Genomic DNA, 15,528 nt, shown 5'->3' on the forward strand with positions numbered 1-15,528 from the left:
GGCGAACTGTGGGAAAATGATTTGACGTACTAATTGTGCGCCTTTTATCCTTAGGAAAGCCCATTTTAAAGGAGTTGTCATGGATACCGAATTGAAGATGTCGCTGTTCACTACCGTCTGCGCGCTGGCGGTCATTATCGCTTTCAGCTTCGTTGCCGCGTTGAACTGATTTACCCCCGGTTATAAAAAAGGCGCAGCCAGGCTGCGCCTCATCACCTCAGAACCTGCGCTTACGCCAGGTTTTCCGCTGCGAAGGTCCAGTTGACCAACGCCCAGAAGTTTTCCAGGTATTTTGGACGCGCATTGCGGTAATCGATGTAATACGCATGTTCCCACACGTCAACGGTCAGCAGCGGTTTGTCTTCACCGGTCAGCGGGGTGGCCGCGTTGGAGGTGTTGACGATCGCCAGCGCGCCGTCCGGTTTTTTCACCAGCCAGGTCCAGCCGGCACCGAAGTTTTTCACTGCGGCATCGGTGAACTGCTCTTTGAACGCAGCGAAAGAGCCGAAGGATTTGACGATCGCTGCCGCCAGTTCGCCCTGCGGTTCACCGCCGCCCTGTGGTGACAGGCAGTGCCAGTAGAAGGTGTGGTTCCACACCTGCGCGGCGTTGTTGAAGACGCCGCCGTTAGAGGTCTTGATGATCTCTTCGAGCGATTTGCCCTCGAACTCGCTGCCTTTCACCAGGTTGTTCAGGTTAACCACGTAGGTGTTGTGGTGCTTGCCGTAGTGGTATTCCAGGGTCTCGGCGGAGATGTGCGGCTCGAGCGCGTTTTTCTCATACGGTAATGCAGGTAATTCAAACGACATTGCTTCCTCCTTTACAGCGCCATTCGCCTCTCGCCGGGCGAGAGTCATATGGGCCGTTTTTTATTGTGGTCATTCAATCTTAACAATTTTCATCATAAAAAACAGGAAGAAAAGCGAGAAATGCGCGTGGGGAGGTGCGATGGGCGATAGCTTGAGCAGGCGGTTGCGACCGGGGCCGCAACCGCACAGAGCAGGGAATTAACGGATAGTTTTCGGCGTTACTACGCGGCGTGCGCCGATGTAGTGGTTCTGCCAATAGTCGTTGTCGAGCTGGCTGATGCGGATCTCTTCACCGGTGCGCGGTGACTGGATGAATTTGCCGTTGCCGAGGTAGACGCCAACATGGTCCGCCACGCCGCGGTTGTTGATGCGGAAGAACACCAGATCGCCGCTTTCCAGTTCGCTTTTCTTGATCGGCGCCGCGTCGCGCAGGTGATACATCTCGTTGGCGGTGCGCGGCATTTTGATTTTCACCACGTCTTTATAGGCGTAATAGATAAGGCCGCTGCAGTCGAAGCCGGTGCGCGGCGAACTGCCGCCCCAGCGATAAGGCTTGCCCATCTGATCCATCAGCTTGGCCATCGCGGTCTGCTTGGCGTGTTGGTAGCGTTTTTTGTGCGCCGGGCTAAGTTTTAACGGCTTCTCGTCACGCACCAGTTTAGCGGTGGCCATACCGGCTTCGCGGTGGCGACCATAGCCTTTTTTATAGCCCTTCTTCGGCGGGGTGACTTTAATCTTGGCAGTTTTCTGCGCTTTGGCCTTGGGTTTTGCGCTGGCGATCTTTTTCGCGCTTTTCTCGCTTTTCGCCTTGGCGGTCTTGGTTTTTTTCGCGGGGGCCGTCACTTTGGCTTTTTTAGCGGCTTTGTCCGCTTTCTTTTTTCTGCGGTCATCGGGCCGCGCTTCATTAGCATGGCTTTTACGCTGCTCGGCGGCAACACGCGCCTGTGGCGCAGCGTGCGCCAAATTGAAGAAGAGCTGCGTAAACAGCAGCGCAAAGAGCGTAAGAATTAAACGCATGTCGACGTCACCAACCTTGGCCCCGAAGCGGATATCGAAAGAGTTACAGTATTCCCGAATTTCGCCATATAAAACAGCGAAGAACTCATAAATAATAATCCATATTGTGAGAAAACGTTAATGACATTTTTTTTGTTTCAAAATCAGCCTGTTGGTGTATAAAAAAGCGCCAGTCGGCGGTGGCGGATATAATTAAGTCGCGCCGTCATCGCGGCGCAATATATTAGTGAAATGGTCGGATTAAAAATGTTATTCTCAACGTATGTTTTGACCGGAATGACGTGGCCGGTGAAACGCGATCGGCGGCGGGCGAATATCCTTGCAAAAGATGGCGTTTTCTTGCGACTGTTCCAGCCGCTACAATAGCCCGCGTGATGCATGTTGTAGCCATGAAATGTGGCTTGAGGAAGCAATAAATGACGACGACACTTGAAAAAATTCAGCACCAGATCGCTGAAAACCCGATTCTGCTGTACATGAAAGGTTCGCCAAAGCTGCCGAGCTGTGGCTTCTCCGCGCAGGCAGTGCAAGCGCTGTCCGCCTGCGGCGAGCGTTTCGCCTACGTGGATATTCTGCAAAACCCGGACATCCGCGCCGAATTGCCAAAATACGCCAACTGGCCGACGTTCCCGCAGCTGTGGGTAGACGGTGAGCTGGTCGGCGGTTGCGATATCATCATCGAAATGTATCAGCGCGGCGAACTGCAGCAGCTGATCAAAGAAACGGCAGAAAAGTATAAAGCGCAGGAAGACCAGCAGTCTTAATCGACAGGCTTGTGGTTATCGCGTAACGGGCGGCGCCAGTGCAAACTGGGCCGCCTTTTTTGTTGGGCTTATTCGGCGAGATCGCCGGCGGGCAGCGGCCAGCCGCCGAGGCGTTTCCAGCGGTTAACCAGCTCGCAAAACAGCAGGGCGGTTTGCTCGGTGTCGTACAGCGCAGAGTGCGCCTGGCTGCTGTCGAACGGCATACCGGCGGCGATGCAGGCTTTCGCCAACACCGTTTGGCCCAGCACCAGGCCGCTCAGCGCAGCGGTGTCGAAGGTGGCGAACGGATGGAACGGATTGCGCTTCAGGCCGGCACGTTCGGCCGCGGCCATCAGGAAGCTGTGATCGAAGTTGGCGTTGTGCGCCACGATAATGGCCCGGTTACACCCGCGGTCCTTGAGCCCTTTGCGCACCGCTTTGAAAATGGCGTGCAGCGCGTCGTATTCGCTGACCGCGCCGCGCAACGGGTTGTGCGGATCGATGCCGTTAAACGCCAGCGCTTCCGGCTGCAGGTTGGCGCCCTCGAAAGGCTCCACGTGGAAGTGCAGAGTCTCGTCCTGCTGCAGCCAGCCATCTTCGTCCATTTTCAGCGTCACGGCGGCGATCTCCAGCAACGCATCGGTATTGGCGTTGAAGCCGGCGGTTTCAACATCTATTACTACGGGATAAAACCCACGAAAACGACCACTCAGGGCGTTAAGATCACTTTTTTCGGCCATCAGTTTCTTATCTTCATCGAATGCAGCGCGCATTATGGCAAATTTTGCGCCCGGTTGCAGGCGCTATCGCGCGGAGAATCAGCAGGGCGCCAGCGCGCCCTGAAGGGGTGGCTTAATGGCCGAGGCCCTGACCGGCGTGTTTGTTTTCGATCAGCTCAATTTTGTAGCCGTCCGGATCTTCGACGAAGGCGATCACCGTGGTGCCGCCTTTCACCGGGCCGGCTTCACGGGTGACCTTGCCGCCTGCGCGACGGATGCTGTCGCAGGTGGCGGCAACGTCGTCTACACCCAACGCCAGGTGGCCGAAGGCGGTGCCCATGTCGTAGCTGTCGGTGCCCCAGTTATAGGTCAGTTCGATAACCGCGCCTTCGCTCTCTTCCGTATAGCCGACGAAAGCCAGGGAGTATTTGTACTCCGGGTTTTCGCTGGTGCGCAGCAGACGCATGCCTAATACCTTGGTGTAAAAGTCGATGGCACGTTGCAGGTCACCGACGCGGATCATGGTATGGAGTAAGCGCATAATTCCTCTGAATTGACTGTGCCGTGGCAGACGGCGGGTGGATTGAAGCACAAGCGAGTATAGCCTTGTCCTACAAGGGAATTCAATGTGACGAATGAGTGACAATGTCACATGTCGGGGTTGGAGCGGTGGTGTTTAAATATTGATCGAGCGTACCGATCGATACGAAGTAATTGATCTGCACAATCAATTATCAATTCCCCACATAACCGTGTAGAAATTGAACTGCAGCATAAACAACACCAGGGAACCCCGGCCCGCCTTGTGCGGGCCTTTTTGCGCGCGGCGCATAAAAAACGGCCATGCGATTGCGTGGCCGTTGGGGTCAGGACGGGTTACTTCGTCAGAAACGGATAGTCGGTATAACCTTCGGCGCCACCGCCGTAGAAGGTTTCCGGCTTAGGTTCGTTCAGCGGGGCGTGCTGACGGAAACGCTCGACCAGATCCGGGTTGGCGATATAGCTGCGGCCGAAGGCCACCGCGTCGATGAAGCCTTTTTCGATTAACGCTTCGGCTTTTTCGGCGGTGTAGGCGCCAGCGCCGACGATCACCCCTTTAAAGTGGGCGCGCACCGAGTCGCGGAAGGCGTCGGAATACGGTTTGCCACCGGCCCAGTCCGGTTCGGAGATGTGCAGGTAAGCGATGTTGCGCTTATTCAGCTCTTCCACCAAATACAGCGCCGCTTCTTCCTGATCTTCACCGTTGTCCAGCCCATTGAACGGCCCAAGCGGCGAGATACGAATACCGATGTGCTCGGAACCCCATTCGGCAATGGTGGCATCGACCACTTCCAGCGTGAGGCGGGTGCGGTTCTCAATGCTGCCACCGTATTGATCGGTACGTTGGTTGGAAGCCGGTGACATGAACTGGTGCAGCAGATAGCCGTGGGCCGCATGCAGTTCGATGAAGTCGAAGCCGGCGTCACGCGCGTTGGCGGTCGCCTGGCGGAAATCGTTAACGATGCCCGGGATCTCGCTGGTTTCCAGCGCGCGCGGCGTAGAGGTCGGTACGCGTACCCAGGCGCCGGTTTCATTACGCACGGTGGTGCGGGTGTCGGCGTTGATGGCCGAAGGCGCGACCGGCGCTTGCCCGCCCGGCTGCAGGCTGGCGTGGGAGATGCGGCCTACATGCCACAGCTGTACGGCGATGTGGCCGTTTTTGTCGTGTACCGCCTGCGTGATGTGTTTCCACGCGGCGATCTGTTCCGGGGTATGCAGGCCTGGCGCACCGGCGTAGCCTTTCGCCTGGAAGGAGATCTGCGTCGCTTCGGTCACGATCAGGCCGGCGCTGGCGCGCTGCGCATAATATTCCGCCATCAGTGGCGTAGGAATATCGCCCGGTTCGATGCTGCGCAGACGCGTCAGCGGAGCCATAAACACGCGGTTGGGCAGGGTGACGGCGCCAACCTTCAGCGGAGAGAGCAATTTTTCAGTCTTCATAGTGCATCCTGTATTTAATAGACCGGTCGTCTAGTGATGGGCGATAAAAAAACACGAACTGCATTTTCACGAAAAAAGACGGTGGTGTTATGGCTGCGGCGGGCGCAGCAGCAACTCGATGCTTTCCAGCGCGCTGGTTAACGGCGCCAGCGAGTGACGGATCTTGGCGCGCAACGAGGCGCCGAGCCACAGTGAATACAGCGTTTCTGCGGTCGCCGCGGGGCTCATGGCCACCGACAGCGAGCCCTCGGCGATACCGCGCTCGATGGCCTCCTGCAAGTGGCCGATCACGCGAGCGGTGCCCGTTTCCAGCGCATGGCGCATTGGTTCCGACAGATCGCTCACCTCGGCGGAAAGCTTCACCGCCAGGCAGGCGTTATGGCATTCGCTGCGGCAGTGATAGCTGATAGCCTGGGCGTAATAGCCGAGCAGCTGGTGGCGGGCATCGCCGCGTCTGTCGGCAAACAGCGCCTGCATCTGTGCGTCATAATGCGTGAAATAGCGTTGCAGCATCGCTTCGCCGAAGGCTTCCTTCGAGCGAAAATAGTGGTAGAACGAGCCTTTCGGCACGCCCGCGGTAGCCAGCAGTTCGCTCAGCCCCATGCCGGTAAAGCCCAGGCGCAGGCTGAGGGTTTCGCCGGTGGCGAGCAGATGTTCACGTGTATCCACGTTGCAATGCGTTGATTTGGTCATCATGGCGCCGAGCATAATAGACCGATTGGTCTAGGTCAATGGGAATAAAAAAACCGGCGCACAAAACGCCGGTTGTCTGCAAACTATTGTGCCCCAGTGGCACACGGAAGTTAAGCGCTACGCCGCGTTGCGGCAACGCTGCAGGATATCCAACTGGGATTGATATTCGCGGGTCTGTACGTTCAGCATGCCCAACAGGGTGTGGAACAGGTTGTCCTGCGACACGTCGTCCTTTTCCGCCAGCGTGTTCAGGCACTGGCGATCAATGCCGAAATTGCGCTGATAGTCGGCAGACATCCACATCAGGAAAGGCACGTGCGTTTGCTGACTCGGCGCGAAGACATAAGGCGTGCCGTGCAGATACATGCCGTTTTCCCCCAGCGATTCGCCGTGATCGGATAAATAGACCAGTGCGGTATTGAACCGATCGTCATACTGCCGCAGCAGCTTGATGGTGGCATCGAGCATTGCGTCGGTATACAGGATTGAGTTGTCGTAGGTGTTCACCAGCTGTTCATGGCTGCAATCCTGGATCTGATTGCTGTTGCAGGTTGGCGAAAACGTCTGGAATTCTGGTGTGCTGCGGCGGTAGTAAGCCGGGCCGTGGCTGCCCATCTGGTGCAGCACGATCACGCCGTCGTCATTCAGACTATTGATATAGTCGTTCAGCTTGTACAGCAGCACGTTGTCCATGCAAACCTCACCGTCACAGTCCTGCGGCAGTTTCAGCTTGGTCATGTCCACGTGCGGCACCCGGTCACAGGCACCTTTGCAGCCGCCGTCATTATCGCGCCACAGCACATTGACGCCGGCATGCGCCAGCACGTCGAGCATGCCTTCTTGATGCGTTGCCTGAGTCGCGTCGTACTCCTTGCGGGGCATGTTGGAGAACATGCAGGGGACGGAGATCGCCGTTTCGGTGCCGCAGGAACTGGCGTTCTTGAAGTAGACCACGTCGTCCTGCTTCAGGCGCGGGTTGGTTTCGCGCCCGTAACCTCCGAGGGAGAAGTTTTCGGCGCGGGCGGTTTCGCCCACCACCAGGATCACCAGCGTTTTCTTGGTCTGCTTGGCGATCAGCGGCCCTTTACGCGCGTCTTCACCGATCTTGACCAGCGGCAGATTGCGGGTGAAGTAACGTTGTTCGGTAAACTTGATGGTGCCGGCCACGAAGTTGGAAGGCGTCAACATCTTCACCACGCTTTTATTGTTGCGGATCAGCGAAGCGTAGTCTTTGTAGAACAGCGCGGCGACGATCAGGATCACCACCAACGACAGCATGACGTTAGCGGCGCGCAGCCCGACCATGTACCACCAGGGGCGAGTCTGGCGAATTTGGGTGAAGCAGACCGCTACCGCCGGCAGAATGCCGAGCAGCGCCAGCCACAATCCCATGCGCGGCGTCAGCAGCGCGGTCGCCTCCTGCGGGTTGGTTTCGAAGGCGTTTTGCATCATGTTGCCGTCGATCACCACACCATAGCTGAACATGAAATAGTTGGCTGCGGCGCTGCCGAGCAAGAAAAAGATGATCAACGGCTTACGCAGGTAGGGCACGGTCAACACGCTGAAGATAATATTCAGCGCACAGAAGATCACCACCGGCATGCTCGCCGCGAAAATCACGCTGTGGACGCTATCGAAGGTGATATACGACCAGGCGCGATGCAGGAATAACGCGTTTTGAAATAGAGTGAAGAACAGGGCGGTGGCGAGGGTAAAACCGAGGCTGTTGCACTGTAAGCGTTGACGTAACCACATTGCCAATGTCGGGATCCTGAAAGTAGATAATGTCGTGAAATCTACCGGATGAAACTTAAGAAAACCTTAGAAATTCAGAATACTGGCGACGGAGAATACGTGAAAACCGCCAGGCCTTATGGCCTGGCGGTGGGGCAGTTTAGTAGGCGGCGGTGAATTGCGCGCGAATAAACTGAGGTTTTTCAATCTCATCAACGATAGCGACCGCCAGATCTTCCACCGAAATGCTGGCCGGCGCGTCGCCGTTCATCAGCAGTTGCGTGGTGCCGAGGCGGAACTGGCCGGTGCGTTTGCCCGGCTCCAGCAGGGCGGCCGGCGAGAGATAGGTCCAGTCGAGTGCTGATTCGTTGCGCAGTTTATTGCGCAGATCGCGCACCGCCTGCGCGCCGGGGCGGATATTTTCCGGGAACTGCGGCGTATCCACCAGTTCAACGCCCGGCGCCACTTCCAGGCTGCCTGCGCCGCCCACCACCAACAGGCGCTTGACGCCTGCCTGCCCGACAGCGGTAAGGATCTGCTGGGCCCCGCGCGTAGTCTTCTCATACAGGTTGTCTTCGCCCCAGCCGGGATTGTAGGCGCTGATCACCGCATCCTGACCGTGCAACTGCCCCGCCAGCCAGGCGGTGTCGGCGACGTCGCCCAGTGCGATGGTCAGATTGGCGTGCTCCGGCAAATCTTTTTTCTGGCGGGCGATTGCCGTTACCTGAATACCGCGAGCCAGCGCTTCATCTACCACGCGGCGGCCAACAAAACCGGTTGCTCCAATAATGGCTACTTTCATCTGTATGCTCCTTCGGGGATAGGTTCAGTATCGTAAGGCAGGCCGATGTGCCTGCTGCGTGGTGTCTACTCTAGTCCTTAACAATAGCCGTGATTAGTGCCATATTCATGCTTTCTTGATTAAGTAAAACTTCATAATCGTGGATAAACTCAATCGAATGGCGGTATTCGCCACCGTGGTGGCGGAGGGATCGCTGGCCGGCGCGGCGCGGCGTCTGGGCATGACGCCTTCGGCGGTCAGTCAGCATATGCGCTCGCTGGAGAAAGCGCTCGGGGTGCCATTGCTGCATCGTTCCACCCGCCGTCTGGCGCTGACCGAGGCGGGAGCCGCGTTCTATCCCGGCTGCGAGGCGATGCTGCAACAGGCGAAGCAGGCGGAGCAGCGGCTGGCGGAGCTGCGGGATACGCTGGTGGGCGAGCTGCGCATCGCCACCCCGGTCGGCATCGGCGGCCGTTCGTTGGCGGAGGCATTGTCGCCGCTGCTGCAGGCGCACCCCAAGCTGACGCTGCGGGTGCTGGCGGACGATCGCATCGTCGACATGATAGAACAGCGGGTCGACATCGCGCTGCGGGCCAACCGTCAACTGGCGGACGCCAATATGATCGCGCATCCGCTGACGGCGTGGCCGATGGTGCTGTGCGCCGCGCCGCGTTATCTCAGCCAGCATGGGGTGCCGGAAAAACCGCAGGATTTGGTGCAGCACCGCTGGATCTCCAGCGGCTACAGCGGGGCCCATCTGGACTTGCTGCATCAGTCCGGCCAGCAGGTTAAGCTGCGGCTGGCGGAAGGGCAGATCGTCAGTGAGAGCATGAACGTAATGCGCGCCTTTACCCGTGCCGGGCTGGGCATTTCCGTTCAGCCGCTGTATGAAATTGGCGATGAGCTGCAGCGCGGCGAGCTGTTGCTGTTGTTGCCGGAGTGGCGGCCGGCGCCGCTGCGGCTGAACGCGCTGACGCTCGAACGCACTATGCCGGAGAAAAGCCGCCAGGCGCTGCGCTATTTGCGCGACTATTTTCGCCGCAATGGCGAAAAGGGACTTGCCAGCGGCGGCGATGGCGTCTTCAATTAGCAAGAGAACGCAGGAGGAGCCCCGTGGCGCAGCAGCTTGAGTTTTTCGACATTCCCAGCCCGTGTCGCGGCATTTGCCAGGCTGACGATCGCGGATTCTGCCGTGGCTGCCTACGCAGCCGCGAGGAGCGTTTCGGCTGGATGAACATGAGCGACGCGCAAAAGCGCGAGGTGCTGCGCCTGTGCCGTCAACGCTTCCTGCGGCTGCAGCGTGCCAATAAAGCGCCTGACGAGCCGCTGCCTGAGCAGCCGTCGCTGTTTTAACCTTTCCTGATCTGCCGCACGTTCGTGTGGCTTACCGCTTCCCTGTGCCTCACCGGCTTGTGTATGCTGACTGACAACTAATGTCATGAGGTTTTCGCAATGGTAGAACGTATTCGTCTCGCGCCGCAGGGGCCTGAATTTTCCCGCATGATTTGCGGTTACTGGCGGTTGATGGAGTGGGGCATGTCGCCGCAGCAGCTGCTGACGTTCATCGAACAGCATGTCGAACTGGGCGTCACCACCGCCGATCACGCCGATATCTACGGTGGCTATGCCTGCGAACAGGCGTTCGGCGATGCGCTGCGCCTGAAGCCGGCGCTGCGCCAGTCGCTGGAATTGGTGACCAAGTGCGGCATCGCCACCACCGCCAAGCCCGGCAACCCGATCGGCCACTACATCACCGACCGCGATCATATCGTACAGAGCGCGGAACAGTCGCTGCGCCATCTGCATACCGACTACCTGGACCTGTTGCTGATCCACCGCCCGGATCCGTTGATGGACGCTGACGACGTGGCCGAAGCCTTTGTCGCGCTGCACAAAAGCGGCAAGGTGCGCCATTTTGGCGTCTCCAACTTTACGCCTGCGCAGTTCCAACTGCTGCAGTCGCGCCTGCCGTTCTCGCTGGTCACCAATCAGGTGGAGATCTCGCCGATTCACCAACCGGCGATCCTGGACGGCACGCTCGACCAGTGCCAGCAGCTGCGCATCAAGCCGATGGCCTGGTCCTGCCTGGGCGGCGGCCGCTTGTTCAACGATGCTGAGTTCCAGCCGCTGCGCGACGAGCTGCAGCGAGTGGCGCAAGAGATCGGCGCCGAGACCATCGAGCAGGTGGTGTACGCCTGGGTGATGCGCCTGCCGTCTTCGCCGCTGCCGATTATCGGCTCCGGCAAGATTGAGCGGGTGCGCTCGGCGCTGAAGGCGCAGAAACTGGTGTTGAACCGCCAGCAGTGGTTCCGCATTCGCAAGGCGGCGCTGGGGTATGACGTGCCCTAAGGCGGAGCAGAAAGAGGAAAGCCGGGCGGCGAAAGCGCCCGGCTTTTTTTTATGCTGATCCTTAGGCCAACACCACCTGATCGGTATTGAAGTGATCGAGCGAGACGCCGATCAGCGTGACCTGGCTGTGCCCGAAGGCCAGCACCAGATCGTCGTTTTGCTGCGTGGCGTAGTCGCGAATATTCCCGCTGGCGCCTTCGGTACCGATAAACACCAGTTTATCGGTGGCGTTGAAGCCATACAGCTGGTCGCGGCCAAAATCCCCGCTGAACAGGAAGGTATTGCCGTTGCCGACGCCCTTCAGGATGTCATCGCCGCTGCCGCCGACGAAGGTCAGATTGCCGCCGGCGTGGCCGATCAGCGTGTCGTTGCCGGCGTTGCCGAACAGCCAGGCGTCGTGGCTGCGAGCCTGCAGGAGATCATCGCCGTCGCCGCCGGTGGTAGTGGCGGCATAGGCTTTGAGGCCCGCATCCGATTTCAATCCGGTTGCTGTCACCTGGTGATCCACCTCTTTGCTGAAAATCAGCCAGGAGGTTTCTTTGCTGCGCAGGGTGCTGATGTCGTCCGCCAGCGTAATGCCGCCCTTGGCATCGCGCAGGTAAAGCGTGTTGCCGTCGTAGGCGACCTCGGTGTTTTTCAACGCCTGCTGGGTATCGAAGATATTGTGGCCTTTTCCGCCGGCGATCAGGTTATAGCCGCCGGCGTCGCGGAAGATATCGTCGCCGTCGCGGCCCTCGAGATAGTCGTTGCCTTTGCCGCCCTTGATCAAATCATTGCCGTCGCTGCCGATGATAAACGTCGGTCCGCTGTGCGTTTCCGCGTTGCGGTTCAGGTCTTCCACCCAGGTATTGCCGCGCGTCACGTTCGACAGGTTGGAGACGATGATGGTCGAGTCCTTGTCGGTCAGTGAATAAAACTCGGAGTTCAGCACCCGCATCAGGCCGTCCTGATAAAAGAACGGCAGGTGCGACAGCCAGGTCGGAATGTTGAGAATGGAAAACGGCAGCAGGTTCCAGGCGTCCGACGCGTAGTGGTCGTTGAAGTTGACGATATTGTTGGTGGCGGAGGCGTGCGGCGCATCGTGTACGCCCAGTGACGGCAGGGTCAGTGAGGTGCCGTCGAGCGCGCGGAACACCGGGTCGTTCTCGTAGCCGATGTTGATCACCTTACCGCCGGCTTCGTACTGGGTCGGCGAGGCGAAGGCGACATAGTTGGACTGCGCGTAGAAGCCGCCCCAGTTGGCGTCGCTCTGCGCTGCCATGCTATTGACCGCCAGCCCGCCGAGGCTGTGGCCGCTGACCACCACGTCTTCACCGCTCAGCCCGTGGGCCTTAGCGAATTTCGCCACGTCGCCCAGCAAATTGCCGAAGGCCTTCAGCGTATAGCCGTCGGCATAGCCTTTCGGCCCGAACCCGGCCAGCAGATCGTTAATCACATCGCCGATGGTATCGCCGATCAACGACTCGCGCGGGCCGCTGGTGCCGCGAAATGAGATGCCAATGGCGGTGAGATTGCCTTCGCTGTCATATTTGCCCAGTACTTCGGCCTGCGCGGTGGTGTAACCGGCTGTCTCGCCGTAGTAGGTGCCGCGCGCATCGGTTTTGCCGGCGTAACCGAGCTGCGCGGCGCTGATCACCGACCAGCCGGCATTGTTTACCGCCTCCTGCGCGGCCTGTTCGGAGTCGGGGTTCCAAGGGAGGCCAGGCAGGCCACCCTGCGACTGGGTACTGCCGATCAGCGCAGTGACCAGCGTCAGCGGCAGACCGAGGCCGAAACCGGTCTGGTGATAGCCTTCATCGAAGCCGTTATCGATATTATGGTAAGCGTAGGTAGAGATGGCCAAGGCGTCGGAAAACAGCGCCTTCGACGCATTTTCGTCCAGATCCTTATAGCTAAAGATGCCCATATCAGTTCCTTATGAAGTATGCCGCCTGGCCGGGGAGTGAACTCTCATGCGTCGGCGGTGGAAACAGGGAAACAACGTTAGCCGAACGACAGCTGGTCAGAGGACCAACATCGGTAGAAATAGTATTAGCCCTAAATATTAGGCGTGCGAATCAAATTGGCGAGATTGTGCGTTGGTTAACAGTGCCGGCGCTGGCTCTCCTATACTGATAGCTCTGTATAGACATTAAGGAGACTGATTGATGAAACGTTATTGGTATGCCGCGCTGGGCCTGATGGCCTGTGTAGCCGCGCAGGCGGCGACGGTCGACGTGGAGATGAACTTGGTGACCGGGCAGGGCATCGGTCAGGATATCGGCAAAGTGGTCATTAGCGAAACGCCGTACGGCTTGCTGTTCACGCCAAACCTGAAAGCGTTGCCTGCCGGGGTACACGGTTTCCACGTGCATGAGAAAGGCAGCTGCGAGCCGGGTATGAAGGACGGCAAGGCGGTGGCGGCGCTGGCGGCCGGTGGGCATTTTGACCCGCAAAAGACCGGGAAACACCTCGGGCCGTACGCCGACGGGCACCTGGGCGATTTGCCGGCCATCTATGTGACCGCCGACGGCATGGCTAACTACCCGGTGCTGGCACCGCGGCTGAAAAAAATCAGCGAAATAGAGGGTAAGGCGCTGATGGTGCACGCCGGCGGCGATAACAACTCGGATCATCCACTGCCGCTCGGCGGTGGCGGCGAGCGCTTTGCCTGCGGCGTGATCAAGTGATCAGCCGCCGCTGACGACCGGCGTTGCGGCAGGCTGGCCCATCGCCTGTTGCAACTGTTGCAGCGAGCAGTAAAGCCGCCAAATCAGCCCGGCTAAATCGCGCGCCGCCTGTTCCGGGTGGTGCGCCAGCGCGTTGCTCATGCGCTGCAGCTCTTGCAGCGTGGCGTCCAGCGAACTGTGCTGCACGCCTTTCTCCGTCATGATGCCGCGCAGGCAGTGGATACAGACGTTGCGCACCGCCGACAGCGGATCGGAACGGGTCTGCCAGTCGCGCAGCTGCCAGACGATATGGCTGCAGTTGAGCAGTACCACGCCCCAGCGCAGCAGCCAGGTGCGGGCCTCCTGATCCTGACTCTGATTAAGCTGGCTGATGCGATGGTAGATCAGCGATTCGAACTGGCTTTCGCTCTGCTGCGGTTTTTTGCTCAACTGATCGATAAAATCGCGCCGCAGCGCGCGGATAATGCGGCGGCTTTTTCGCTTGTCCGAACTGGGGCGTAGGATCTGAAACGCCAACCCGGCCAGCAATACACCGACGATTTTACCGATGTTGTCATTGATAAAGGACTGGTAGTCATAGCTCGGCGGGTTGCTGACGGTCAGAAACGAGCCCATGAAGACGATCAGCTGCCCCCAGAGCGCGGCATAAGGCGGATTCTGCAGCTTGAGCATTTGCATGGTCACCAGGATCGGGAACAGGAAGGCGCAGAACACCCAGAAATCGTCAATTTGGATCATCAAACCGAATTTCACCACAAAGCAGGCGACCGAGAGCAGCAGCACCGCCTTGAGCAAGGTGCTGACGCTGTTGATCGGCGAAGGCGTGGAGGAGTAGAGCACGCAGCTGATGGCGGTGAGCGTTAGCGCCGCGCTGCCGGCGTCCCACTGCGTGTTGATCCAGTAGGCGCAGCCGATCACGATGCATAAAAAGGTGCGCAGGCCGTTATAGGCGGCTTCGTAGCTGTCGGTGTGGCGCGCCAGTGAGGTGACGTGCGGCGGCTGGAGATCGCTGACCGCCGTGGCGCTTTCCAACCGCAGCAGCCAGCGGTTGCAGCGCAGGTAAAGCCAACAGAAATCGCGCAACCGCAGCCAGAAGGCGCGATGGCGGTAGTCCGTCGCATCTTGCGGGGCGATCTGCTGGAGCAGACGCGCCAAGCGATATTTATCGGTGGCGGGATCGCGCAGCTCGTCCAGCAGCTGTGTCAGCACCGGCATCAGATTAGCAGGGCGATCCGGCCAGTTCAGCAGCATGCGGCGCAGGCTGGAAATGACGCTGGTAATGCGCAGCTGCTGGTGCAGCAGATAGTTGAGCAGGTTATTTTGCCGCCGCAGCCGGTAGTGGCTCCAGAATGCCTGAATGCGCAGCAGGTTCATGGTCAGGATCTGGCCGATGACCCCCTCGTGCGAGGTGCGCATCTGCGCGGTGACCTCCGGCTGCCACAGCATGGCGGCGTGCTCCAGCAGGCGTAGCTGCATGCGCCGCAGCGAGGTCAGCAAGGCTTCGCCGTCGGAGGTGCTGGGCAGGATCATCATCATCAACCCGCCGCACAGAATACCGGTGATCACTTCGCAAACCCGCGCCTGAGCGATATCGAATATCTGCTGGGTATCGGTGACGTTGACCGTACCGAAGGCGATGATGGCGGCGGTATAGCCCGCCAGCGCGAAGGCGTAAGAGACGTTGTTTTGGTAATGATTCGAGACGTAGGTGCACAGCCCGATCCAGGCGGCGATGAACAGCGTAAACAGCCAGGGATCGTTCAGACAGTGGCCGGCGATCGCTACCGAGGCGGCGGCGCCCACCAGGCTGCCGAAGATGCGGCCGATGCTTTTGCTGATCACGCCGCCGATGGTGGGGAAACTCACCACCGCGGCGGAGGTGAGCGCCCAATAGGGTTCGTCGAGCTCGAGCACGAACGCCACCCACAACGCCAGACACATCGCCAGCGAGTTGCGCAGCGCATAGCGCCATTGGCCGCCGGTCGCCTTACCCCAGGGGGTACGGCTCCACTCCAGAAAAGGCAGGTTCACACT

Annotated in this window: 16 protein-coding genes; 6 read left to right on the forward strand and 10 right to left on the reverse strand. The window is 59.0% G+C overall.

What is annotated here, in order from left to right:
• Positions 1-79: 79 nt before the first annotated feature.
• A complete protein-coding gene (cydH, locus tag QMZ29_RS05765) occupies positions 80-169 on the forward strand; it encodes a cytochrome bd-I oxidase subunit CydH (protein ID WP_019455989.1) in 90 nt (29 codons plus the stop codon).
• Between the two features lie 61 nt (positions 170-230).
• Here the strand turns inward: cydH and sodB are convergent, their stop codons facing one another.
• Together sodB and QMZ29_RS05775 are read right to left on the reverse strand one after the other, a co-directional pair.
• Positions 231-809, reverse strand: a complete 579-nt coding sequence (gene sodB, locus QMZ29_RS05770; protein ID WP_004931333.1) for a superoxide dismutase [Fe] — start codon at positions 807-809, stop codon at positions 231-233.
• Between the two features lie 198 nt (positions 810-1,007).
• Positions 1,008-1,826, reverse strand: coding sequence for a C40 family peptidase (locus QMZ29_RS05775; protein ID WP_043141154.1), 819 nt, complete (start codon positions 1,824-1,826; stop codon positions 1,008-1,010).
• Positions 1,827-2,242: 416 nt separating this feature from the next.
• Here QMZ29_RS05775 and QMZ29_RS05780 point away from each other — a divergent pair, with 416 nt between their 5' ends.
• Positions 2,243-2,590, forward strand: a complete 348-nt coding sequence (locus QMZ29_RS05780; RefSeq protein WP_004931329.1) for a Grx4 family monothiol glutaredoxin — start codon at positions 2,243-2,245, stop codon at positions 2,588-2,590.
• A gap of 68 nt (positions 2,591-2,658) precedes the next feature.
• On the opposite strand, the gene rnt is transcribed toward QMZ29_RS05780, so the two are convergent.
• From rnt to QMZ29_RS05810, 6 genes are all read right to left on the reverse strand, one after another.
• Positions 2,659-3,342 (reverse strand): ribonuclease T, encoded by a 684-nt coding sequence (gene rnt, locus QMZ29_RS05785; RefSeq protein ID WP_038874795.1) that lies wholly within the window; start codon positions 3,340-3,342, stop codon positions 2,659-2,661.
• A 79-nt stretch (positions 3,343-3,421) separates the two neighbouring features.
• A complete protein-coding gene (gene gloA, locus QMZ29_RS05790) occupies positions 3,422-3,829 on the reverse strand; it encodes a lactoylglutathione lyase (protein ID WP_004931325.1) in 408 nt (135 codons plus the stop codon).
• Between the two features lie 335 nt (positions 3,830-4,164).
• Positions 4,165-5,268 carry an alkene reductase gene (locus QMZ29_RS05795; protein ID WP_261425808.1) on the reverse strand — a complete coding sequence of 368 codons (1,104 nt, stop codon included), beginning with the start codon at positions 5,266-5,268 and terminating at the stop codon, positions 4,165-4,167.
• Positions 5,269-5,355: 87 nt separating this feature from the next.
• Positions 5,356-5,976, reverse strand: coding sequence for a TetR/AcrR family transcriptional regulator (locus QMZ29_RS05800; RefSeq protein ID WP_025302659.1), 621 nt, complete (start codon positions 5,974-5,976; stop codon positions 5,356-5,358).
• A 102-nt stretch (positions 5,977-6,078) separates the two neighbouring features.
• Positions 6,079-7,716 carry a phosphoethanolamine transferase EptA gene (eptA, locus tag QMZ29_RS05805; RefSeq protein WP_025302660.1) on the reverse strand — a complete coding sequence of 546 codons (1,638 nt, stop codon included), beginning with the start codon at positions 7,714-7,716 and terminating at the stop codon, positions 6,079-6,081.
• 139 nt (positions 7,717-7,855) lie between these two features.
• Positions 7,856-8,497, reverse strand: a complete 642-nt coding sequence (locus QMZ29_RS05810) for an NAD(P)-dependent oxidoreductase (RefSeq protein ID WP_025302661.1) — start codon at positions 8,495-8,497, stop codon at positions 7,856-7,858.
• Between the two features lie 139 nt (positions 8,498-8,636).
• Between QMZ29_RS05810 and QMZ29_RS05815 the strand changes: the two genes are divergently transcribed.
• From QMZ29_RS05815 to QMZ29_RS05825, 3 genes are all read left to right on the forward strand, one after another.
• Positions 8,637-9,566 carry a LysR substrate-binding domain-containing protein gene (locus tag QMZ29_RS05815; protein WP_025302662.1) on the forward strand — a complete coding sequence of 310 codons (930 nt, stop codon included), beginning with the start codon at positions 8,637-8,639 and terminating at the stop codon, positions 9,564-9,566.
• A 23-nt stretch (positions 9,567-9,589) separates the two neighbouring features.
• Positions 9,590-9,829, forward strand: a complete 240-nt coding sequence (locus tag QMZ29_RS05820) for a DUF1289 domain-containing protein (RefSeq protein ID WP_015377731.1) — start codon at positions 9,590-9,592, stop codon at positions 9,827-9,829.
• A 99-nt stretch (positions 9,830-9,928) separates the two neighbouring features.
• Positions 9,929-10,825 (forward strand): aldo/keto reductase, encoded by an 897-nt coding sequence (locus QMZ29_RS05825; RefSeq protein ID WP_025302663.1) that lies wholly within the window; start codon positions 9,929-9,931, stop codon positions 10,823-10,825.
• Between the two features lie 61 nt (positions 10,826-10,886).
• Here QMZ29_RS05825 and QMZ29_RS05830 read toward each other — a convergent pair whose 3' ends face one another.
• Positions 10,887-12,731, reverse strand: coding sequence for a polyurethane esterase (locus tag QMZ29_RS05830; protein WP_261425814.1), 1,845 nt, complete (start codon positions 12,729-12,731; stop codon positions 10,887-10,889).
• 241 nt (positions 12,732-12,972) lie between these two features.
• On the opposite strand from QMZ29_RS05830, the gene sodC reads away from it, so the two are divergent.
• On the forward strand, positions 12,973-13,494 hold the full coding sequence (gene sodC, locus QMZ29_RS05835) for a superoxide dismutase [Cu-Zn] SodC (RefSeq protein ID WP_261425816.1): 522 nt from the start codon (positions 12,973-12,975) through the stop codon (positions 13,492-13,494).
• Here the strand turns inward: sodC and QMZ29_RS05840 are convergent, their stop codons facing one another.
• A complete protein-coding gene (locus QMZ29_RS05840; protein WP_261425818.1) occupies positions 13,495-15,525 on the reverse strand; it encodes an FUSC family protein in 2,031 nt (676 codons plus the stop codon). It abuts the gene before it with no gap.
• Positions 15,526-15,528: the final 3 nt, after the last annotated feature.

The organism is Serratia sp. PF-27, assembly GCF_030053255.1.
Classification (GTDB): domain Bacteria; phylum Pseudomonadota; class Gammaproteobacteria; order Enterobacterales; family Enterobacteriaceae; genus Serratia; species Serratia bockelmannii.